This window comes from Nitrospira sp. Vd2 (assembly GCF_979581665.1).
The window spans coordinates 17,800-39,839 of record NZ_CEFZSK010000005.1; the positions used below are offsets into that span (position 1 = coordinate 17,800).

The 22,040-nt window shown below is 60.0% G+C and carries 22 protein-coding genes; 16 read left to right on the forward strand and 6 right to left on the reverse strand.

Annotated elements, in window-relative coordinates:
- Positions 1–9: 9 nt before the first annotated feature.
- Positions 10–504 (reverse strand): hemerythrin domain-containing protein, encoded by a 495-nt coding sequence (locus AC1U7K_RS02715; RefSeq protein ID WP_480249258.1) that lies wholly within the window; start codon positions 502–504, stop codon positions 10–12.
- 652 nt (positions 505–1,156) lie between these two features.
- Between AC1U7K_RS02715 and AC1U7K_RS02720 the strand changes: the two genes are divergently transcribed.
- From AC1U7K_RS02720 to AC1U7K_RS02750, 7 genes are all read left to right on the forward strand, one after another.
- A complete protein-coding gene (locus AC1U7K_RS02720) occupies positions 1,157–1,555 on the forward strand; it encodes an HPF/RaiA family ribosome-associated protein (RefSeq protein ID WP_480249259.1) in 399 nt (132 codons plus the stop codon).
- An 87-nt stretch (positions 1,556–1,642) separates the two neighbouring features.
- Complete coding sequence (locus AC1U7K_RS02725) at positions 1,643–2,101, forward strand: cupredoxin domain-containing protein (RefSeq protein WP_480249260.1); 459 nt, start codon at positions 1,643–1,645, stop codon at positions 2,099–2,101.
- Positions 2,102–2,723: 622 nt separating this feature from the next.
- Positions 2,724–3,197 carry an Hsp20/alpha crystallin family protein gene (locus tag AC1U7K_RS02730; RefSeq protein ID WP_480249261.1) on the forward strand — a complete coding sequence of 158 codons (474 nt, stop codon included), beginning with the start codon at positions 2,724–2,726 and terminating at the stop codon, positions 3,195–3,197.
- A gap of 35 nt (positions 3,198–3,232) precedes the next feature.
- Positions 3,233–3,394, forward strand: coding sequence for a hypothetical protein (locus tag AC1U7K_RS02735; protein WP_480249262.1), 162 nt, complete (start codon positions 3,233–3,235; stop codon positions 3,392–3,394).
- 125 nt (positions 3,395–3,519) lie between these two features.
- Entirely contained in the window at positions 3,520–3,933 is a 414-nt protein-coding gene (locus tag AC1U7K_RS02740) for a cupredoxin domain-containing protein (protein WP_480249263.1), read from the forward strand.
- An 87-nt stretch (positions 3,934–4,020) separates the two neighbouring features.
- Positions 4,021–4,875 carry a universal stress protein gene (locus tag AC1U7K_RS02745; protein ID WP_480249264.1) on the forward strand — a complete coding sequence of 285 codons (855 nt, stop codon included), beginning with the start codon at positions 4,021–4,023 and terminating at the stop codon, positions 4,873–4,875.
- A 14-nt stretch (positions 4,876–4,889) separates the two neighbouring features.
- Positions 4,890–5,258 (forward strand): c-type cytochrome, encoded by a 369-nt coding sequence (locus AC1U7K_RS02750; RefSeq protein ID WP_480249265.1) that lies wholly within the window; start codon positions 4,890–4,892, stop codon positions 5,256–5,258.
- 39 nt (positions 5,259–5,297) lie between these two features.
- Here the strand turns inward: AC1U7K_RS02750 and AC1U7K_RS02755 are convergent, their stop codons facing one another.
- Positions 5,298–5,453: a hypothetical protein gene (locus tag AC1U7K_RS02755; protein WP_480249266.1), complete on the reverse strand. Its 156-nt coding sequence runs from the start codon at positions 5,451–5,453 to the stop codon at positions 5,298–5,300.
- A gap of 93 nt (positions 5,454–5,546) precedes the next feature.
- Between AC1U7K_RS02755 and AC1U7K_RS02760 the strand changes: the two genes are divergently transcribed.
- On the forward strand, positions 5,547–5,960 hold the full coding sequence (locus tag AC1U7K_RS02760) for an MBL fold metallo-hydrolase (RefSeq protein ID WP_480249267.1): 414 nt from the start codon (positions 5,547–5,549) through the stop codon (positions 5,958–5,960).
- 599 nt (positions 5,961–6,559) lie between these two features.
- On the opposite strand, the gene AC1U7K_RS02765 is transcribed toward AC1U7K_RS02760, so the two are convergent.
- The 3 genes from AC1U7K_RS02765 to nrfH are packed head-to-tail and all read right to left on the reverse strand — an operon-like array spanning position 6,560 to position 8,738.
- Entirely contained in the window at positions 6,560–6,892 is a 333-nt protein-coding gene (locus AC1U7K_RS02765; RefSeq protein WP_480249268.1) for a hypothetical protein, read from the reverse strand.
- 6 nt (positions 6,893–6,898) lie between these two features.
- On the reverse strand, positions 6,899–8,266 hold the full coding sequence (locus tag AC1U7K_RS02770; protein WP_480249269.1) for an ammonia-forming cytochrome c nitrite reductase subunit c552: 1,368 nt from the start codon (positions 8,264–8,266) through the stop codon (positions 6,899–6,901).
- A gap of 25 nt (positions 8,267–8,291) precedes the next feature.
- Positions 8,292–8,738 carry a cytochrome c nitrite reductase small subunit gene (nrfH, locus tag AC1U7K_RS02775; RefSeq protein WP_480249270.1) on the reverse strand — a complete coding sequence of 149 codons (447 nt, stop codon included), beginning with the start codon at positions 8,736–8,738 and terminating at the stop codon, positions 8,292–8,294.
- Between the two features lie 416 nt (positions 8,739–9,154).
- Here nrfH and AC1U7K_RS02780 point away from each other — a divergent pair, with 416 nt between their 5' ends.
- The 8 genes from AC1U7K_RS02780 to AC1U7K_RS02815 all read left to right on the forward strand — a co-directional run bounded on the left by AC1U7K_RS02780 (position 9,155) and on the right by AC1U7K_RS02815 (position 20,177).
- Entirely contained in the window at positions 9,155–9,472 is a 318-nt protein-coding gene (locus tag AC1U7K_RS02780) for a DUF2934 domain-containing protein (protein WP_480249271.1), read from the forward strand.
- Between the two features lie 127 nt (positions 9,473–9,599).
- Positions 9,600–12,341 carry a bifunctional acetate--CoA ligase family protein/GNAT family N-acetyltransferase gene (locus AC1U7K_RS02785; protein WP_480249272.1) on the forward strand — a complete coding sequence of 914 codons (2,742 nt, stop codon included), beginning with the start codon at positions 9,600–9,602 and terminating at the stop codon, positions 12,339–12,341.
- A 498-nt stretch (positions 12,342–12,839) separates the two neighbouring features.
- On the forward strand, positions 12,840–14,864 hold the full coding sequence (hyfB, locus tag AC1U7K_RS02790; protein WP_480249273.1) for a hydrogenase 4 subunit B: 2,025 nt from the start codon (positions 12,840–12,842) through the stop codon (positions 14,862–14,864).
- Between the two features lie 16 nt (positions 14,865–14,880).
- Complete coding sequence (locus AC1U7K_RS02795) at positions 14,881–15,831, forward strand: respiratory chain complex I subunit 1 family protein (RefSeq protein WP_480249274.1); 951 nt, start codon at positions 14,881–14,883, stop codon at positions 15,829–15,831.
- Positions 15,832–16,494: a hydrogenase gene (locus AC1U7K_RS02800; protein ID WP_480249275.1), complete on the forward strand. Its 663-nt coding sequence runs from the start codon at positions 15,832–15,834 to the stop codon at positions 16,492–16,494.
- Positions 16,495–16,502: 8 nt separating this feature from the next.
- Positions 16,503–18,035 (forward strand): hydrogenase 4 subunit F, encoded by a 1,533-nt coding sequence (locus AC1U7K_RS02805; RefSeq protein ID WP_480249276.1) that lies wholly within the window; start codon positions 16,503–16,505, stop codon positions 18,033–18,035.
- A complete protein-coding gene (locus AC1U7K_RS02810; RefSeq protein ID WP_480249277.1) occupies positions 18,035–19,618 on the forward strand; it encodes a hydrogenase large subunit in 1,584 nt (527 codons plus the stop codon). The genes AC1U7K_RS02805 and AC1U7K_RS02810 overlap by 1 nt, the downstream gene beginning before the upstream one ends.
- 19 nt (positions 19,619–19,637) lie before the next feature.
- Positions 19,638–20,177, forward strand: coding sequence for an NADH-quinone oxidoreductase subunit B family protein (locus AC1U7K_RS02815; RefSeq protein WP_480249278.1), 540 nt, complete (start codon positions 19,638–19,640; stop codon positions 20,175–20,177).
- 825 nt (positions 20,178–21,002) lie between these two features.
- Here AC1U7K_RS02815 and AC1U7K_RS02820 read toward each other — a convergent pair.
- Positions 21,003–21,971, reverse strand: coding sequence for a formylglycine-generating enzyme family protein (locus AC1U7K_RS02820; protein ID WP_480249279.1), 969 nt, complete (start codon positions 21,969–21,971; stop codon positions 21,003–21,005).
- Between the last annotated feature and the right edge of the window lie 69 nt (positions 21,972–22,040).

A 22,040-nucleotide genomic window follows, 5' to 3' on the forward strand; every position in this document is an offset into this window, starting at 1 on the left:
CCTTAGCCTTCAACCTCCGCCTATCTTTTCGTGCCCCATCGACCCGCAGCATTGGTGGAACTGCTCCTCTGGCATCGCTTCCATGCGAGCGATCAACTGTTCGGCTTCCCCCTCCCCGACCATCCGATCGAGCCATGGGTACAGCACGTGTTCCTCCTTTTTGTTGTGCACCAGCAGGGCCTCGACCAATTCCTTTGCCACGTCGTCGATGGGCTGCCCGTGTGCAAGCCGATCATGAATCCGTTCGAGATGGTCTTTGATGGCTCGATGCTCCCGCCGCATGACGGCCGTCGGCCCCTGGCCTTCCATGCCTGAACGTTCATCAAAGATCGGAAACAGGATCTCCTCTTCCCACACGATGTGCCGCTGCAATCCTTGCCTGAACTCGGCAAACCGGCGGGCAACGCTGTCCGCATCCTCCCCGATCAGCGTCTGAACATTTTGGAACCGACCGTCCAAGCGGTCGTGATCACCCTGCATGAACGTCTTGATCGTACTCATCATCGCTGAACTCCTTTCTCTCCTCAAAGGACTTCGCAAGGGCAATGCCATGATGCCGACCTGTCTCCCGCTTAAGAGAAGCACAAGCTTTACGGAGGTCCGCGACGCGAAGAATAATGAGCGTCACGCTTGCGGACGCCGGCGAGATGGTGAGCCGGCGGTATCTGAGCGGCGCGCCGCGTGACGCGTCCGAGCGGTCCACGCCGCTCCGTCTTTCAAGCGGAGCTGCTGCTCCCGTCCCGGCTCTTCTCCCACGGCACAAGATATTTTGAGATAGGTTGTAAAGTGAGGCTACACCGGGGCCCCGAGAAGAAGAGGAAGATCAACGCTCTCGCTTCAGCATGTTCCAGTTAACGATTCAAGCCTCTCTTTGAACCTCGAAAGCCTGTTTGCCTCTCTTACGACCGCAGCGGGCGGCTGTTCCGTTGCTTGCATGTTGATGATGCAATGGTCGCGATGGCACTAGGGGAAGCCATCGATCGCGTGGAGGACTGCCGCATTTGGCTTCATCTTTAGGACTGCAACTGAGGAAAAACGCGCCAGGGGCCACAAGCACCTGTTGTCGATATCTTCAAATCATTGGCCGAGGCATCGCGGTCGGCGTGGCATGTCGCTTGCGGATGGATACCCTAGCAGTGGAACCCAAGGAGAATCTATGAAGGTCGAAGTTGGAAGTCGAAATGTGACGATGGCGCCTCGATGGAAGGATGAAATCGACAAACGCATGACCAGCCTGCAGGCCGGTCATCAGGATTTGACCCACGGCCGGGTCACCCTCATGAAAAACCGACACCACAAGAAAGACGTGCGGGTGGCGGAGGCGTTGATCGTCGTCGCGCTTCCCGGTCGGCATACGATCACGGCCCGCAAAAAAGACAAGACGTTCGAAGAAGCGATCCGGTCCGCCTTCTTCGCCGTTGAGACGGAGCTTTGCAAGTATCGAGAGAAGCGCGTGGCGAAGAAAGTCCGAATGGAACCGGAGGACAAGGGCGAACAGGCGACCATTGCCGGCCCCATTGTCAGCCTGATTCCTGCACTGCCCGGCAAGGAGTAAGTGGGCCGACGGTGCCGGTCCATCCTGGTGCGGCCGAACCAGACAAGAGGAGCACCTAGATTTCACGTTCGAACCAAGGAGGAAGTTATGAAGCGTCTACCGTCTACCAAAGCGCTCCTCATTCCTGTGGCAATGGCCGCAATCGCGCTACCGGGATTGGGACGAGATGCGGCTCCACAGGCGGCGGAGCCGGAGATGAAAATCGAAGTGACGATGAAGGACAAGGAATATCACGTCAAGGGACACACGTTACCCGGCGCGCTGACAGCCATCGTCCTTCGAAATCAGGACACCGTGACGCACGGATTCAGCTCCACTCTGTTCAAAGACGTGCCGGTTCGTAAGGAGGGGGACGCCGTCGAGGTAAACAAAAAAGGTCTGCGGTCCTTCCATGTCGATCCGGGAAAGACCGCCACCCTGTATTTCACGAAAAGCCACAGCACCGACCGTGAGACGATGCAGTATCCGTTCTGGTGCGACATCCATTCACACATGAAGGGAGAATTTCTGGTCGTCGAGACGACCGGCGAGATCGGCGGGGGCTGATACTGCTTGGCGCGCGGCGCGGCGGATGCACTCCAGGCGCATCCGCCCGTCCGTTCTCACCTCTTGCCCGTCGGTTTCGCACACCCGGCGCGATAATCCATTACGAGGCGCTGTCACTGATCAACTACATTTCGCGGAGCACGTGACCGAACATGGACGGGTGGGCGCAGACCTCGCCTTCCTCACCCACCTCTTATTAAAGCCGGGCGAGGGCATGGCGATGCTGGGGCTGGGCAATTGTCGGCGTCATCGTGGTCAACGCAATCTTCTTTGTTCAAGAATACCGCGCCGAACGCGCCTTCGAAGCGTTGCGCCGATTGCTGCCGCCATCAACGTGGGTCGTCAGAAACGGACAGATGCAGCAAGTCCCACTAGTTCCCGGTGCATCCGCTGATCGAGGAAGGCGAGCAGGTTCCGGCCGATGTGGCATTTCGGGACAGCCCGGTTGACGCAATGATGCCAATCACCACAGGACGTGCCGAGCGTTGAAGAGGGCTCCTGTTGTCGTTTGAACTACCGCCTGCTTCGCCAATCCTGACCGGGAAACATTCTGGCACCGCCTGTGCAGCATTTTGTAAGCAAAGGTCAACGGCAAACGGAAGCTAACACAAGGAGGACGATCATGGCTCTGTTGACGCGATGGGAACCGGTCAAGACCCGCTGGGATCCGTTCAAGGAATTGGAGGAGATGGAAAAACGTCTGTCGACCTTGCTCGGCCGAGCGCCCGCGAGGACGGACGGCGAGAAAGAGGCGATGACGGTCGCCGAATGGTCGCCGCTCGTGGACATCACGGAAGATGAGAAAGAATACGTCATCAAAGCCGAATTGCCGGGGATGAAAAAAGAGGACGTGAAGTTGACGGTTGAAGATGACGTGCTCACGATCTCAGGCGAGCGCAAGTACGAGAAGGAAGAGAAGGGCAAGAAGTATCATCGTGTGGAGCGAGCGTACGGGAGCTTCGTGCGAAGCTTCACGCTTCCGGAAGACGCGGACGGCAGCAACGTGTCGGCCGAGTACAAAGACGGCGTGCTGAAGGTGCATCTCCCCAAGTCCGAGAAGGCGAAGCCGAAAGCCATCGAAGTGAAGATCGCATAGCATGATCGCTGGAAACCGATGAAGGAGGTGGGGCCATGGCGGCACGACTATTTCATCTGAATCCGCACATCCTTGCCGGAGCAGAAGAACACATCGCAGGAGCGCGAGTCCGGCACCAGCATTGGATGCTGATTGTCGTGTTGGCACTGCTGGCGTTGTTTTTGATCGGGGTAGGCATCACGAGCGGAATTTGGTGAGTCTTTGCGCCGCTTGATGATGAGCTTGAGCTGAAAGATTGAGGACACTATGGCGACGGGAGCCGTGAAAGCTTATTGATCAATCACCAATGAGGCCTTCAATGAACAGACGACAAGCATGGTCGATGGTTCCGATGGTTCTGGCATTGCTCACTCCGGCGATCCCGAACGCATCCGATGTGCCGCCGGCCGTCGAACGTGCGCAGGAGCAGCGCATCGAGCTCGTCATCCGCAATTACGAGTTCATGCTGACGCAGCCCACCGCGATCCGTGCCGGCATGCCGACCATCATCATCCTGCGCAATCAAGACATCGTCCGCCACGGCTTCACCTCTCCCGTGCTCGCACAGCTCAGCGCACAGGGCGAGGGCGAAGGGATCGCGTCTTATGGCAGAGGCATTGAAGGTTTCTATATCGATCCCGGCAAGACGCTCGTCATCCGATTCACGAACGACCGTCCCGGCAACTATTCGTTCCGCTGCGATCTCCACCCGAATATGAAGGGCGAGCTGTTCATGCTCGAGGTCCCGGCGGCGTAAATAAATGGTTCAGGGTTCTACGTTCGAGGTTGTTGAAGACCGGAACCCGACCTTCGAACCTCGCGCCTCGGACCCGGAGCGTCCCCAATGCGAATTCTCATTGCCGTTGATTGGTCGGATGAAGCGTTCAGCGCCGTCCGCGCCGCGCTTGAGCTCTACCGACCCCAGGAGCTGATATTGCTCCATGCGGTCGATCTTCGTCCGTTCGACAATCCGGTCCTCGCGCCGGCCGTGGCGAAGCAGGCGTTGGAAGAGTTCCAGCGTGCCATGGAAAACGCGGGACATCAGCTTCTCGATCGGACGGCGGAACTAGTGCCCAAAGAGGTACACCTGACGCGGCTGCAGGAATTCGGGCGTCCCGCTCCCATTATTCTGGATGCGATCGACAAGATGCGCCCGGATTTGATCGTTCTCGGCTCACGGGGCCGCGGACGGATCGGAGAACTGGCGCTCGGGAGTGTCTCTCACCGCATTCTGTTGCATGCGCCGTGCTCAACCCTCATCGTCAAAGGACCGATGGCGGGCTTGCGCCGCGCGCTCGTCGCTGTCCAAGGATTCGAGGATGCGGAACGGATTCAAGGGTGGCTTAAAGCTCATCCGTTCAACGAGCCCGTCGACCTCACGATCATCTCCGCGGTCCCGACCCCGCACCTCATGGAGCCGGCCCCGCTTCCGCCGTTCGAGCCATGGGACACAGCGGCGGTCGCCGCCGCCCAGGATCTCGTCAAAGACCTCGCCGCAGTTTTCACTGACGACCGCTACAAGGCGACCGGACACGTGTTTCGCGGGGACCCGCCCGCAATCATCGAACGAGAAGCATCACAAGCCGACCTGGTGATCGTCGGCTCGCACGGACGCACAGGCGTCCAACGGTTCCTGATCGGCAGCGTCTCGCACGCGATCACGCATCGAGTCGCCTGCCCGATCTTGATCGTCCGCTAAGTGAACGAGAAAGGATGCTTGTGAGACCAGGACTTTCGATCGTGATGACCGTGATCGTGCTGTTCGGCCTCGGCGCGTGGGTCTCGGCGCACGCTCAGGGTCGCATCCGGACGGGGGCCGCCATCTATGAAGAGCACTGTGCCCGCTGTCACGGCTTGACGGGCAGAGGCGATGGTCCCGACGCGCAAAGCCTCATCGTCCGGCCAGCCAACCTTCAGTCGCTCCGCTCACGTGCCAAAACCGATTTCGATCTCTTCACGACCGCCGCTTACGGCATCGCCTACAGCCCCATGCACGGCTGGCGCGGCCGGTTGACCGATGAGGAAATGCTGGAAGTGATCAGCTATGTCCGCACGCTCGCCCCATTCTACCCGGCACTCTAAAGAGAGCGGGGAACTATTTTTTGCGCGGCCCGTGCCGTTCTATGATGAGGACTTCCGCGAGCTGCCATAGATCGTCACGGCCGGCAGGATGCGGGGGAGCGCGTCGAACCCTTCGACGAACTCGCCCATAATCCGGAAGAGCCGCCACGATTCTTCCTTGGCCAGCGCGTCGATCTGATAACGGTCGTTCATCATCTAGTCTCCCTCTAGAGGCAACAGCAAATGCAATGCCGCGCCTTTTCGCCAACGTCGCTTGCCGGCACTTCTTTTGCTCGTTCTTCTTGATACATGATCTCTCTTCAATTCTTTGGCGCCACGCGTTCGGTCACCGGCTCCTGCTTTTTGATTCAACATGGGCCGACTCACCTGATGGTCGACTGCGGACCCATACAAGGTCCGCCGGAAGCCGCGGTCCGCAATCGGCAACCATTCCCGTTCGATCCGTCCTCTCTCGATGCGGTCGTGCTCACCCACGCACATCTCGATCACACCGGGTTGACTCCCCGACTTTTTGCTGAAGGGTTTCGTGGGCGCTTCATCACCACCGGCATTACCAAAGATTTACTCCCCATCCTCTGGGAAGACTTCGTTCACCTGCAACAGCTCGGACAACTCGATCGCCGTGTGCCGTTTGACCATGCCGAACCGTCGCTCTACGGTGCCGAAGAGGTGCGGAAGGCCTTACAGCTTTGTGAAGGTTAGGGGGAGATGACCGTTATATAAGAAGATGGCGCGTCCTTGCGCTTGCTTAGCGGTGAGCCGCGCTGGGTGGGGAATTTCACGCACTCGCGTAGCCGCTCGGATCAACGGATGATCTCAGGCATGGGGCAGTAACGCCACGTGGGCTCGGCGATCAAAAGCCTGAGGGCGCGGAATGACGCCGAGCGATTTGAAATTATCAAAGAAGGACATCGAGGGACAGCGATGTCCCCACATCACGGACTTGAAAGACAAGAGATTGAAGATCTCTTGGGCTATCTGAACGTCCTTCGCGCAAAAGAGACACCAAAGCACGGCCGGGCTTCCGATCATGAAGAGAGGAATCAACTATACCGCCCTGGACCCGATGAAGATGGCACCCGAGCATCAGTCAGATAATTCTCCAGCACCCAGCGCTATGCGCACTTGATTACACTGTGGACATCGGGGATCCGGGATTACCATAGCTTGCTGTCCGATTATTTGACGGCCAATTCAATTTTTGTCGCGGCCATCGGCTTCTTGCTCGCTCGGCCTGCCGTCACGTCGGCGCTGACGCTTCTGATCGTCATCCTGTGCCTCTTCGGAATTCTCATGGCGCTTCAAATGGCCATCGTGTTAGGCCGCTTTTCCGCCCAAAACGCCCTTTGGGAGTGGCAGCTCCGCCGCATCGAACGTCGATGCGCTTCGGATGAAATGGGGCTGTTCCTCAACTGTTCCGATTTCGTGATCGCCACGAGCCCCTTCACGACGCCGGGAATGATCCGTCGGTGTTCGAGCTCAACTGGGCCGTGCGGCAACACCGTCAGTGGTGGGCTCGCCGAGAAATCAGTTTTCCGCTGTTCTTCGGCGTCGTCTACGCCCTTTTCCTGCTCTTGGTGCTCGGGGGTACCATGTAGCGCGCTTCTCTCGGAGACGTTGAGGACCTTGGTCATCGCCTTTCATCGACCCCGAAGGCTCAGCTGGCCCTGGCGCACCAGATCGATCGCCTGACCCAGTATGCGTGCCGCCTCTTGTGGAGCGTGAAAGCCCGTGCTGTTTTCCGCTTCGACGAAATCAAACAGGAATTGTCCTTGGCGGTGAAACGCCTGGGCACGGGCAAGTTGCTCGCTCGATGCTCCCGTCTCGCGCGCGGCTTTGAGGTCACCGATCAGGGCAACCAACGCATCCATCGCACGGTTTCTCACCTCGAACGTGCGATCTTGAATCATTTCGACGCGAGCTTTGAGCTCTGCCTCCGGCCATTTGTGACAGGTCTGGCACGCCCGATTGATGTTCAGTAACGGACTTCTGACATGATGGTCGCTAATCTTCATCCCGCCTTCACGCTTATACGGCATATGGCAATCGGCGCACGCCACGCCGGATCGCGCATGGATGCCTTGGCTCCACATCTCAAACTCCGGGTGTTGCGCTTTCAATAGCGGCGCGCCGGTATCCGCATGCACCCAATCTTTAACCTGCGTGGCCTCGTAGTACGCGAGGATGTCGTCCGCATGCAGACCGTTGGCCCAGGGGAATGTCAGGCGTTTCTCGGTCCCTTTGAAGTAGTACTCGACGTGGCATTGCGCGCAGACAAAGGCCCGCAGTTCTTGGCGTGTCGCCATCGTATTGACGTCGTAGTTTTCAATCCCATCACGCGCCTTTAGAGCGCGAATCCCTTCGATGAAGGCAGGCCGTGTAATGCGAAGTTGCATCGTGTCGGGGGCGTGACAGTCAATACAGGAGACCGGATGCTTGACGAGCTTACGGGCGTCCGCATACGGCAGCCCGTTCATCTTCTCGAATCCCTTCAGCACGTCGCCATTGCCCAAGTCCATCATCGCCGTGTACACGGACGCGTGGCACTGTAAACAGGTGCCGGGCTGCTTCACGGCGATTTGTCGCTCGGTATAGGTTTGGTCGTCCAGCATATACGCATGCCCGCGGTCTTCGCGAAAATCGCGGGCAAACGCATAGCCGGCCCAGATCGTCTTGAGCCGAGGATCGGCTTCCAGCTTCGACTGGGCGACCACGGAGCGCGGATCGACATTGGTCGGCGTCCGAGGGATCGCTTCACTCCCCCCGTATCGCGTCCGAACTTGATCGACCGTCCGCAGATACGCGTCATATTGAAACGGGAAATTTTTGCCCCACACCGCCGGGTCATCGATCCGATCGTTGAGTGCGACCACGCGAAAAAAGGTGTGCTTGCTCTCCTGTTCGCGCTGGAAGATATTGATCAACAGGGCAGTAACCGCAAAGGCGCCAATCGCCGTCACGACGACTGCGACAATCAACGTCCGTGTCGATGGTCCGCTCCCGTTCATGCTGCCTCCCCCGTCCCGTGACCTGTCATTGATGCCCTACGTTCCGATGACAACGAAGACAAGACAGTTCTTGACCCCTATCGACGCGGAGGGCTTCGACGATGTCCGCATGACATTTCAAGCAAGCGTGGTCGGTGATCGCGCGGGTATAGGGCTTCAACTGGATCGCGTCAGGAACATGCCCGCTTGTGAAGGCCACCGAATGGAGAAAACCGTTATAGGCTTTCGAGGCATATTTCGGCACGATGCCGTCCGGTGTATGGCAGTCGTTGCACACGGCTGCTTGTCGGTGGCTGGCTTTGACCCATCCGTCATATTCGTTGCGCATCACATGACAGTTGACGCAGGCTTTGGGATCATCTGTGAGATAGGAGGCGCCCCGAGCGTAGACGAAGGTATAAAGGCCGACGCCGACAGTCAGCCCCATGGAGAGAGCCAGCAGCCAGACGAGCAGCGCCGATCGAAAGGGCATGCGAAGAGCTGCTGCAAGTCGGGAGCCACATTGGCGTTCGCGGATCACGTGATCAGTTTGCGATGAGAGGCGCCTTTCTCACCGCCCCTTATCGCTTGCTTGATTCGTGACCTTAGCTTCGGCTTCTCACTGTAGAAGGATTCCCCACGAAAGCCTCTTCATCTGTTGCATTTTGCGGCAGGCAAAGCTCGCCTTTTGCCTTCCATTCGAATGGTCTAGTCCTTCGCGCGACAGGAACCGCGGATCGAACAACCGACGGGCGTGACGCACCAGGTACCAACCGGTCGTGGCGTTGATCACCGGAAGACGACGAAACGATTTTGAGATAAGCTCTAGAATCCCGACGCCTTTGGGGCTATGTGTGGCACCGATCTTGGGAGAGAAAGAGGCTAACCATTGGACGGGCGAGGTGCACCATGGCAACAGCAGCAGGACGGAAGCGGGAAAGTCGTCGGGCGGGATCCACGAAAATCAAGGAGCCGACTTCCAACTTCGCGCAAGGTTCTTCTCCTCGGGTCTTCAATGACGTCTCGGGCCAACTGCTTCAGGAACGAATTGCGAAGCGTGCCTATGAGCTGTATGAGCAACGAGGCCGAGAGCCAGGACATGAACTCGACGATTGGCTTACGGCCGAGCGCGAGGTGCGCAAGGTCGCCCAAGAAGGTCACGCGAACCGGGTCGACGACGCTGAGTTGATCACGATGACCGAGGAGGATGATATGGGATGGCTCTGACAGAGCGCCGTTCAAGGCGGCACGGCGGTGCCGATCGGACTGCTCTCAACCGCGTCCCGAAAGAGCAATTTTGCGCAATCTGCGACCCGCCATGGCCTTCGGCCGCAGTTCCTCGTGAGGAGACACGGTGGCCCCTATCCGCCCTCTTTACATCGTTCCCTCCTCGGATCAAGGGATCGAGTCCGGGTATTTGATCCTCCGTGACGGGACCACCGCTGCGATTCGACTCGCTCGGCCCGGCGATCTTCCGGCCCTCCACCGGTTCATCGTTCGGCTTTCTCCCGAGTCTCGCCGCCATCGATTCTTCTCGGCATCCGGGCCCTCGGACACAGACCTGACGCGCATGTGCGACGGGTCGACTCCCGGTTCGTGCCTCACACTGCTCGTCTTCCGATCGCAGTCAGATACCCCAGACGTGATCGCCGCCGGATCCTATTTCAGAAGGGACGAAACAACCGCCGAAGTCGCGTTGGCGGTGGATGATGCGTATCACGGGAAAGGGGTGGGAACCCTGCTGGTCGAGCGCCTAGCCCTGCTGGCCGTCCGCGCCGGGTTCGCCCGCCTCTGGGCAGTGACGCATGCCGACAATCTCGCCATGCGCGAGGTGTTCCGTGAATCCGGATTCGAGATGCACGAGCATCTGGAGGATGGCGAGATGGAAGTGGAATTATCGTTGGTGCCGACCAAGGCGACGGTGGCGCGCTCCGAAATTCGCGAACGTATCGCGGCCTCGGCCTCGTTGCGGCCGTTTTTTCACCCCCGTTCGGTGGCGGTGATCGGAGCGTCGCGCGATCCCTCGAGCATCGGGTCCCGGCTCGTCGAGGCGTTGGTCACGAATGGCTTCGTCGGCCCCGTCTATCCCGTCAATCCTTACGCCGCCTCACTTCGTGGTCTTCGGGCCTACCCGTCGGTAAAACATATTCCCGAGGCGGTCGACCTAGCCGTGATCGCAGTCCCGCCGAAGGTCGTCCTTGAGGTGGTCCCTGACTGTGCCGCCAAAGGCGTCCGCGCGCTCGTCGTCATCACGGCGGGTTTCGCCGAGGTCGGTGAGGAGGGCCGCCGGCTTCAGCAACGCCTCGTCACGATGGTGCAGCAGGCGGGCATGCGGATCGTCGGGCCAAATTGTTTTGGGATCGTGAATACCGATCCCCATGTCCGCCTGAATGCCACGTTCAGCTCGACCTTTCCCCCTGCCGGCCGCGTGGCCATGTCGTCGCAAAGCGGGGCGCTTGGGCTTGCGCTCCTCGGCGCGGCCCGGCGCCTGAATCTCGGCATGTCGACGTTCGTGAGTGTCGGCAACAAGGCCGACGTGTCGGGCAACGACCTCCTGCAATATTGGGAAGAAGACCCACAAACCGACGTGATCCTCCTCTATTTAGAGTCGTTCGGCAATCCGCGGCGCTTTGCCCGCATTGCCCGACGGGTCAGTGCCCGCAAACCGATCGTCGCCGTCAAAGCCGGTAGGTCGCAGGCCGGCCGTCGAGCCGCAGGATCGCATACGGCGGCGCTGGCGGGGAGCGATGTCGCGGTTGAGGCCCTGTTTGAGCAGACCGGCGTGATCCGCTCCGAGACCTTGGACGACATGTTCGCGCTTGCGACGGCCCTCTCCAATCAGCCGCTTCCCAAGGGCCGGCGCGTGGGCATCATCACGAATGCCGGAGGTCCTGCGATTCTCTGCGCCGACGCCTGCGAGTCGGCAGGCCTGCTCGTGCCGGAGTTGTCCGAGCAGACGAAGGCGCATTTGATGACCTTCCTGCCGCCGACATCCGCCGTGAACAATCCGGTCGACCTGATCGCGTCGGCCACAGGCGAGCACTATCGGCGGACAATCACCGCGGTGCTTTCGGACGCGGAGATCGACGCCCTCATCGTGCTCTATGTCTCCGTGAACATCACCGATACAACGGGAATTGCCGACGGCATCATGCAAGGCATCCGAAACACCCGCGCGACGGCGAAGGACAAGCCGGTTCTGCTCTGTTGGATGGTCGAAGGCGACTGCGATCGCACCTTTGCCCTCGACGGAGAGACGATCCCCACCTATTCCCTACCGGAGACACCGGCTCGCGTACTGGGGAAAGCGGTCCGTTACGCCGAGTGGCGGCAACGGCCACCCGGCGTCATCGTGGATTTCGACGATGTCGACTGGCAACGGGCGCGGGCCGTGTGTACGAATGCCGTCGCACGGCGCAACGGCGGGTGGCTGACCACGGAAGAGACACGGCGCGTGCTCGAGGCGATGAAGCTCCCGCTGGTTCCGGTCGGGATCGCCACAACGGTTGACGAGGCGATCCAGACAGCCGAGCGCGTGGGCTTTCCCGTCGCCATCAAGTTGGCGTCGCACCGAATCGTCCACAAGACGGAGGTTGCAGGCGTTCACCTCAATTTGGAAGATGCATCAGCGGTTCGGCACGCCTTTACGGCGATTCGGGATCGGTTAGCCACCGATGGACGGCTGGAGGCGATGGAGGGAGTCTTGGTACAGCCGATGATCAGGGGTGGCGTCGAAGTCATGGTCGGCATGACGCACGATCCGTTGTTTGGGCCGCTGGTCGCGTTCGGGCTCGGCGGGATCCACGTCGAGATCCTCGGCGACGTCCGTTTCCGGATCGCACCGCTGACGGATCGCGATGCCCAGGAGATGATCCGCGAGATCCGCGGGTACCGGTTGCTCGAAGGCTACCGCGGTCATCCGCCCGCAGACATTGCCGCTCTTGAAGAGGTGCTGCTCCGCATTTCGCGCCTGGTGGAAGAGATTCACGAGATCGTCGAGCTCGATCTCAATCCAATCTTCGCGCTCGCGCCCGGTCAGGGTTGCCGCATCGTCGATGCACGGATTCGGGTGGGGTCCATACCGGACATCACCTGAAACTGCTTCTTTGAACGAGACCGGCCTTGGTGCCACCATACCCACTTTCAACTATCTCGCGACTAGAACCTATCACCTTTCCCGCAGTCGGAACGGGAGCAGTGGCAGAGCGCATCAGAGCGGCGCGGCGACCCGCTCAGCGAGGCGGCGGCGTCCCGGTGGCGCCTGCTGTCCGAAGGTGCGTTCAACGCAGCTCGGACGCACCGAGTTCAGGCGCCAGGTCGTCGCTGAGCGTCCGAGCGGTCCACGCTGCTCTGTCTTCAAGCGGAGCCATTGCCCCCGTTCCGACTGCTCTTTCCCGATATAGATGATTTTGAGATAGGTTCTAGCGCATCCGATTTCTTTCTGATACCATGCGCCCTGTACAGAAAAGTGCATGGTGTATAACGCTCTTCGACAGCGTGCCCTCTCTCCGTCACAACCCGTGACACGGCTAGTGTCCACCCTCTCAGGGGCCCTTGTTCAGTTCCTACCACGGTATTTGGCACAGGAGGAGCGGTGACCGTCCTGCTGACGGCGGTGGTATGCACCTATCTCCTGGGCATCGTCAGCCCGCTGTCTGTTCAACGGCCCTCGCGCCAGAGCCTCTGCGCCTACGGCTCCGCTGCGCTCGGGTGTCTTCTCGGGGTCATCCTGGCCGCACTTGGCTCGGCGGCCCCATCCCCGTTGCTTCTCTCGCTGCCGTCAACGTTGCCGTATTTGACGTTCGCGGTCCGGATCGACACGCTGGCTTCTGTCTTTCTCATCATGATCTCCGGTGTCGGCCTCGCCGTGTCGATCTATGCGCTAAGCTATGCCCGGCACGCCCATTCGCAATTCTCCGCGGCCACGCTCGGCGGGCTCTACAACGGCTTCTTGCTGGCCATGACCCTAGTCGTGCTCGCCGATAACGGCTTTTTCTTCTTGATGGTCTGGGAGGCGATGTCTCTGCTGTCGTATTTCCTGGTCATCGCCGACCACGAAAAACCAGAGACGCGATACGCCGGCCTGTTTTATCTCGTCATGGCCCACCTCGGGACCGCGTTCATCATCGTGACGTTCCTAATTTTCTTTCAAGGCACCGGCTCGTTCTCGTTTAGCGCGTTCCGGCAGCTCGATCAGCCGCTCTCCGAGGGATTGCGCACTCTGGTATTCATGACCGCACTCCTCGGTTTTGGTGCCAAAGCCGGCATTGTCCCCTTGCATGTGTGGTTGCCGTACGCGCATCCGGCGGCGCCGTCCCACGTGTCGGCGTTGATGTCCGGTGTGATGATCAAGACGGCGATCTACGGCTTGATCCGCGTATATTTCGATTTTCTCGGCGGACCGTTTCCCTGGTGGTGGGGTGCGGTCATCTTGGTCATCGGCGGGGTTTCGGCCTTGCTCGGTGTCATGTATGCGCTCATGGAACATGACCTGAAGAGCCTCCTCGCCTTCCATAGCGTCGAAAACATCGGGATCATTTTGCTGGGACTGGGCGCCGGCATGATCTTTTTCTCGTATGGATTCATGGAATTGGCCGCCCTCGGGCTCGTTGCCGCCCTCTACCACACGATCAATCATGCGGTGTTCAAGGCGTTGCTGTTTCTCGGGGCCGGCTCGCTGCTGGCGGCCACGGGGACCCGAAACATCGAGGCGTACGGTGGCTTACTGCGCCGCATGCCGTGGACAGGCGCATGCTTTCTCATGGGGACCGTCTCGATCATCGCGCTGCCGCCGACGAACGGCTTCATCAGTGAGTGGCTAATCTTTCAATCCCTCTTTTTGAGTGCACAGCTGCCGGACCTCCTCCTCAAGCTGTTGCTTCCGATTAGTGCGGCCGCCCTCGCCCTGACGGCGGCCCTCGCCTTGGCGTGTTTCGCGAAAGCCTTCGGCCTGTCGTTCCTCGCCTTACCGCGTAGTCGTCACAGCCACACCGCGCAAGAGGCGCCGTTCTCGATGCGGATCGGGATGGTGAGCCTCGCCGTCCTGTGTCTGGCGCTCGGGCTGGCACCGATGCTCGTTCTTTCCGTCTTGGACCGCGCGGCCGCCCCGTTCGTGGGTGTCGCAATCGCCAAAAAGATTCTCGCATTCGACGGGTGGGCCGTTGCGCCGGCGAACGTCTCGTTTTCCAGCGTGTCGCCACCCGTGTTGGCGCTCATGCTCATCTTGGCCGGCGGCTTGGCGCTGCTGCTCACGGTCGTCATCGGAGGACGGCTGAAGCGGCGATACTCTCGAACGTGGGCATGCGGCCTCAGACTGTCACCCCGCATGGAATACACCGCTGCCGGATTCGTGCAGCCGATCCGACAAGTCTTCAGCTTGATCTATCGACCGACGGTGAAGCTGGAAACCGAGTTGCTCGAAGAGTCGCACTACGTTGCCAAGCGGAGACGATTTGAGTTTCACATCGAACCGGTCTTTCAGACCTATCTGTACGAACCGATCCAGCGGGCATGTGCCGCGGCGGCGGACCGTCTTCGTCCGCTCCAGGCGGGGAGCCTGCACGTCTACCTCACCTATATCTTCGTCACGATCGTGGCCCTGTTGCTCGTCGGTGGGTGAATAAGGACCCGGAGGAATGCTGCCGTCCATCATCGTCGTCGTGCTCCAAGTCCTCGTGCTGCTCGTCGTCTCCCCGTTCATCGTCGGCCTGATCAGAAAGACCAAGGCGAGACTGCAGTGCCGTCAAGGACCGACCCTGTCTCAACCGTATGCAGATCTGTTCAAGTTATTCCGCAAACAGCCCGTGATCTCAACGACCGCCTCCTGGATCTTCACGACGACGCCGTATGTGGTGTTTGCCGCGACGCTGGCGGCGGGTCTCCTCGTGCCCGTCTTTGTCTCACGCACGCCGCTGAATTTTGCGGGGAACATCATTGCGCTCGCCTACTTGCTCGCGATCGGGACGTTCGTGTTAATCCTCGCGGGTCTCGACGCCGGATCGGCATTCGGAGGGATGGGGAGCAGCCGGGAAGCGATCGTCACGACCCTCACCGAGCCCGCGATGATCCTCTCGATGTTTGCAATCGCGCTGACCGCCGGATCGACCAATCTCATCACGATCGTGCAGACGACGGCGAGCGGCCTCGGCATGACGGCGGCCCCGCCGGCTCACCTCATGGCGTGTGCCGCCATGTTCATCGTGACGCTCGCGGAGACCGGTCGTGTCCCCGTCGACAACCCGGCGACGCATCTCGAGCTGACGATGATCCATGAGGGCATGGTCCTCGAATACTCCGGGCGCTATCTGGCACTGATCGAGTGGGCGGCGGCGATGAAGCTCCTGGTCTTCTTGACGCTGCTCGCCAACGTGTTCGCGCCATGGGGGATCGCCACGACCCTCGATATCCCCGCGGTCGCGCTTGGCCTGATCGTCTACCTCGGCAAGGTGGCGGTCCTCGCAGTGGCGATCGGCGTCATCGAATCCATGTTCGCTAAGCTGCGTCTGTTCCGTCTCCCGGACCTGCTCGGGACGGCCTTTATCTTGTCGTTGTTGGCCGTGGTGTTTTTCTATGCGCTGCGTGGCTAAATGCTGACGCCTCACCTTGGCTCGCAACTCGTGAATCTCTGCTCGGCGCTCTTGCTGTTGACCAGCCTGGCGATTGTCGCGCAGCGCCGCCTATCGGCGTGCGTGGACCTGTTTGCACTCCAATCGTTGGGCCTCGCCATCACGGCGGCCATTGTCGCGTTGTTTACCGGCATCCATCACATCTACCTCGCGGCTGTGTTGACGGTAGCGATCAAAGTGATCGTGATCCCCCGCATTCTGAAAAAGGTCATCGAGCGACTGAATGTGACGCGTGAGCTGGTGATGAACGTCAACGTGCCCGTGGCTTTGTTGATCTGCGGCGGACTCGTGATGTTGGCCTTCTTTTTGACCAGACCCATTGTGTCGCTCGGGGCCCTCTTGACCCGTGATTCATTGGCGATTGCCCTGGCCATCGTGTTGATCGGGTTCTTTACCATGATCGCGAGGAAAAAAGCGGTGACGCAGGTCGTCGGCTTTCTGGTGATGGAGAACGGTCTGTTCCTGGGAGCGACGGCCGCCGCCTACGGGATGCCGCTGATCGTTGAGTTGGGAGTGTTTTTCGATGTGCTCGTCGGCGGGCTCATCGTCGGCATCTATACCCACCGGATACAGGATGCCTTCGACACGGTCGATATCACAAAACTCAGCGCGTTAAAGGAGTAAAGGAAACGATGGCGATGGTCGTCCCGCTGTTGCTGATCGCGCCCTGCGTCGCCGGGCTCCTGAGTCTCGTGTTGCAGAGGCCCCGGCTTCTGCACACGTTGAATTTTGTCACGATGATGACCCTCGTCGCAGCCGACGCGGCGATCACCCGGCGAGTGCTTGCCGAAGGGCCGATCCTCCTGTTCTCAGGGTTGATCCACATCGATGCGCTGTCCGGCTTCCTGCTCTTCGTGATCACGACCATCGGTCTGGCCTGCTCGCTCTATATGTGGACCTATATGGATGACCAAGTCGCGGCCGGGGTTATCGAAGCGAAACGACTCGGACGATTCTTTTTTCTCTTCCACATGTTCTTGCTCGCGATGGTCGCGGCCGTCGCGGCGAACAGCCTGGGAGTATTGTGGGTAGCCGTGGAGGGAACGACATTAGCGAGCACGTTTCTGATTGCCTTCTTCCGTCGCCGTGAGGCCCTGGAGGCCGGATGGAAGTATCTCATCCTGTGCTCCGTCGGCATTGCCCTGGCGCTGTTCGGGACCGTCCTGACCTATTACTCATCGGTACACGTGCTGGGTGACGCGAGCACGGCCTTGAACATCAGCGAACTGCAACGGGTCGCCGCGCAACTGGACCCGCACGTCCTGAAGCTCGCGTTCATCTTCATCCTGATTGGATATGGCACGAAAGTGGGATTGGTGCCGATGCACACGTGGTTGCCGGATGCCTATACCGAGGCCCCGGCCCCCGTCGCAGCGATGCTGGCCGGCGTGCTCGAGACCGTCGCGGTGTACGCCGTGCTCCGGAGTAAGATGATCGTCGATCAAGTCCTCCCGGTGTCGTTTACGGGAAACCTGCTCGTCCTGTTCGGGCTGCTCTCGTTCGCGGTTGCGGCCATGTTTATCCTCCTACAGAAGAACTATAAGCGCTTGTTCGCCTATTCGAGCATCGAACATATGGGGTTGGCAATGATCGGGTTCGGAGTCGGCGGGTTGATCGGAACATTTGCCGGTCTCTTCCATCTGCTGAATCATGCCTTGGCCAAGTCGCTGGCGTTCTTTGCCGCCGGAAATATTCACCGGCGTTTCGGCAGTCTTGAAATTGCCGGGGTGCAGGGATTGGTGCGGGCACTGCCGCTGACCGCGATGGCGCTCTTCGTTGCTGGGTTCGCGCTCGTCGGGGTTCCCCCGTTCAGTCCGTTCTCAAGCGAACTCCTCGTCGTCTCGGCCCTCTCCACGCAAAACTTTGCCTTTGAGACGATTCATCTCGGAAAATTCATCACACTCTCCATCTCCGATGAAGTGCGCAGCCTGGGTCTCGTGCTGCTGTTGTTGATCTTTGCGGTGGTGCTCTTTGCCGGATTCGTCTCTCGGCTGTCGGCGATGGCGTGGGGGGCGCCGCGGGTCGGTGTCACATCGGGCGAGCGATGGAATCTCAGCCATCTGCCGTTGCTCGGCATCGGCGTGCTCTTGGTCGTCTTCGGCCTGGCGCTGCCGCAGCCCATTAACGTCTTGCTTGAACGCGCCACCGCGGTGCTGGTGAGGTAATGCCGAGGACGGCGCTGCGACAGGCGATCGGACAGTTGGAGGAGCACGGGCCGTGCGCCATCGAGGACTATCGCGGCATCCCGTTGGTTCGAGTCAAGAAGGACCGGATCACGGGGATCGCCCAGCACATTCACAGTCGGCTCCGCGGCACGCTCTCGATGATGTGGGCCGTCGATCGTCGGCCGCATGCCGAGCAGTTCTACATCTACTACCTCTTCACGCTCGCCGACTCGAAGGACTGGCTCCTGGTCGGCATTGACCTACCAGATGGTGATCGGTTCTACCCCTCGATTACGCCGAAGGTCCACGGCGCGAAATGGTATGAGCGCGAGATACGCGATCTCTTCGGGCTGATCGCGCAGGGGCATCCAGACCTCCGCCGCCTGGTGAGGCACGAGCATTGGCCGAAGGACATTCATCCACTCCGGAAAGCGATCCCATGGAATACGACCCTCACCCGACAAGAGGGCGAGTATACGTTCAGGAAGATTGAGGGCGAGGGCGTCTTTGAGATTCCCGTTGGACCGATCCATGCGGGAATCATCGAGCCCGGGCATTTTCGGTTTTCGGTTGCCGGCGAGCCGATCATGCAGCTCGAACTGCGTCATTTCTATAAGCATCGTGGCGTGGAGAAACTGTTCGAGCAGCAATCGTTGGCAGGAGGAGTCGAACTCGCTGAACGGGTGTCCGGCGATACGACATTCGGCCATGGGCTCGCGTACTGCCAGGCGGTGGAAGACCTGCTCGGCATCGCCGTTCCGCCACGCGGCCGTTACGTACGGACACTCTTCCTCGAGTTGGAGCGGCTCTCCAATCACTTGGGGGACGTCGGCGCGATGTGTAACGACGCGGCGTACACGCTCGCGTACGCGCACTGCGGACGCTTGAAAGAACGGATCATGCAGATCAATGACCGCCTGACCGGCTCTCGGTTTCTGCGCGGCGTCAATTGTGTGGGAGGCGTAGCGAGAGACCTGCCTCAAGAGCATCTCAACGATGTCGTGCGAGAGCTGACCGTGATTGAACGGGAATTTGCCGACATCGAACGAATCCTGTTCGCAAACGCGTCCCTCATCGATCGGCTCGAGACGACGGGCATCCTGACCGAGCGGGCGGCGTGGGACCATGGTGTCGTCGGGGTTGTCGCTCGTGCGTCTGGAATTGATCGCGACGTCCGGCGGGACCGCCCCTTTGCGGCATATGGGGAGGTGCCGGTTCACGTAGCCGTGTATCGCTATGGCGACGTGCGGGCACGGATGCGAGTGCGTATGGACGAGATCCACGAGTCGATGCGCGTCATAACGGAAGTGCGACGGCGAATCGAACCAGGACCGGTCTGTGGGGAGGCGACGAGGCAAGCGGAGGGAGAAGAATGGGCGTTGTCCGCCGTCGAGGGTTGGCGCGGCGAGATTCTCTATATGGTGATGGCAGACGGCCGCGGCGGCATTGCGCGCTGCAAAGTGCGCGATCCGTCGTTTGCCAATTGGCCGGCGATTCAACAGGCGGTCATCGGCAATATCGTGCCGGATTTTCCGCTGATCAACAAAAGCTTTAATTTGTCCTATGCGGGAAATGATCTGTAGTCGAGCATGAGAGGAGCGTATGTTTCGGATTCTCAAAAAGAGCCTCAAGACGGGTGTTGTGACCGGGCAGTACCCCGGTGCCGGGACACCGCCAATCGCGATCCCGCCGGATGCCGATCCCAAAGCGGCGCTCTTTCACCGGTCGCTTGGCATCCGGGAAGTAGACACCGGTTCGTGTAACGCCTGCGAAATGGAAATGAATGCACTGATGAACCCGGTGTATGACGCCGAACGTTTGGGCATCCAGATTGCGGCATCGCCCCGTCATGCCGATGCGCTCGTGATCACCGGACCTGTCACAGTCAATATGCGGCGAGCATTGAAGGACGTCTATGACGCTACGCCCGATCCCAAACTCGTCATTGCGCTAGGGGACTGTGCCATCACGTGCGGCGTCTTCAAAGGGAGCTATGCGGTCGTCGGACCGGTCGACCGACATGTGCCGGTCGACCTCCGCATTCCCGGCTGTCCGCCGCGTCCGGCCGAGATTCTCGCCGCCCTCGACGCCCTACGAACGTCTTCCCCGGCCTCCGGTGAACCGACGAGCGAGCGCCCGTGATGACCTGCGTCCTGTCCAGGCTATCCGTCGCTACGCCGCCATTGAGGAGACGAGGGTGATCCGCCCGCTGCCGCATCTGCCGGCCGATCTCCCCGAGATCGACGTGGAGCTGCGCGGCCGGGAATATCACCACCTCTTCCTCGGAGACGTGGTCCTGAACGGCTTCCGTGAGCTCGCCGTCGGTTGGTGCCGCCTGCCAAAATTTATTGGTGAAGTCGCGGGCAAAGGCCGCTTAAGGTCACTCTTTGCCACCCTTGCCATGCGACCAATGCAGAAGGCTTTTCCCGCTGGTCCAGCCCCTGTCCCTTGTCGATCCTTTTGGGGACGGCCGCACCGGGTTGGTACCTGCGTGGGCTCCCTGCCATTGATCCACCGGCCACGCGCGGACCAAAGGCGCCAGAAATCGGCTGCCTAGAGAAGGTGTCCGATGTGGATAATCACTGCGCCACAGAAGATGATCCGAACACGCATTATTGTTTGAGTTCGCCCTCAGCACATGAGCGTCATGACGGCCGCGTGGGGCTCAGCATGTAGCTGGCCACATCGTGAAGTCGCGGTTCAGTCGCTCGGCGTTGCTTTCTCTACAAGAATCGGTCTCGTGCATGGCTACGTCACGAGGCGGAACTACGGACGGCCTCCTCGATCGCTGTATCCTCATTCACGGCGATGCGATCCCTTACCAGATTTCATCGGCCCGCAGCTTGCTGATGTCCTTCGCTTCCAATGTGAGAAGGACATCGAATTCCCTGATGAAGCCGATGAACCGCCCGGCCGCTGGAGGGGGATGCGGACGACGAGTTGCATGTCCCTCCCCTCCTTCACGATTTAGGGCGCGGCCTGAAAGACCTTCGCTTGACCTTGGCCGGCATCCTGTTGAGCATCCCTCGCGCACCGGAAACCCAGCCAATTGATCTTCGTCTCGGGGTCGGCCCCGTTCCGCATTGCGGCGCGCATAGTCGTCGTGCTGTCCATCCATCCGCCCCCGCGAAACGCTCGTTGCGTCCCGGCCAGCGGCCCCTTCGGATTCCGCTCCGGCGCCACCTGGTAATAGTCCTTGTCATACCAATCCGCGACCCATTCGGCGACGTTGCCGATCATTTGATGCACGCCATAGGGACTGACCGCATTCTCATACTTGTCGACTGCGATGATCGGCGGATAGAGCATGAGCCGCTCCGGACGATCGCGCACGGGGCCGGAGAGACCGGTGCGACCGAAATTGGCCCGGCTCAACCCGGCCGGCTGATTGCCCCACGGGTTCACACGGCCGTCCTCGCCGCGTGCCGCCTTCTCCCACTCCGCTTCGGTCGGCAAACGCTTACCGGCCCACCGGCAGTACGCGTCGGCATCGTACCAAGAGACGTGCATCACCGGATGGTGGGTCATCGTTTCTTGAAAATTTCCCCCGTCGTAGCGCCAATCCACCAACGGCTTGCGATCGGTCGCCAAGACGAACTTCAAATACTGGAGTGCGCTCACCTCGTATTTGTCGATCTCGAAGGCGTCCAGATACACGGTTCGTTGCGGAAACTCCGACGGGTAGGCGTTGCGATCGACTTTTTTCGTACTGCCCATTAAAAACGGACCCGCAGGGACGAAGACCATCTCATCCTTCGCGGGCAGCTTCACCCGCTCCATCGCGAGCTTCTTCCCTTCGGGTGTCCACTCGGTCGTGATCACGTCGGCAACATCCAGTCCGAATGCCGCCGTCGCAATCGCGGCCACCACCGCCACGGCGAGGAGAACGTTGACGATGCGATTGAGGTTTCTCCAACCGTCCTGTTGCGATTCCATGAATGGCCTCCTCTTTTTTTATCAAGTAAGCGTAAATAAATAACTGAGTATCGCACTAACTTACTTAAG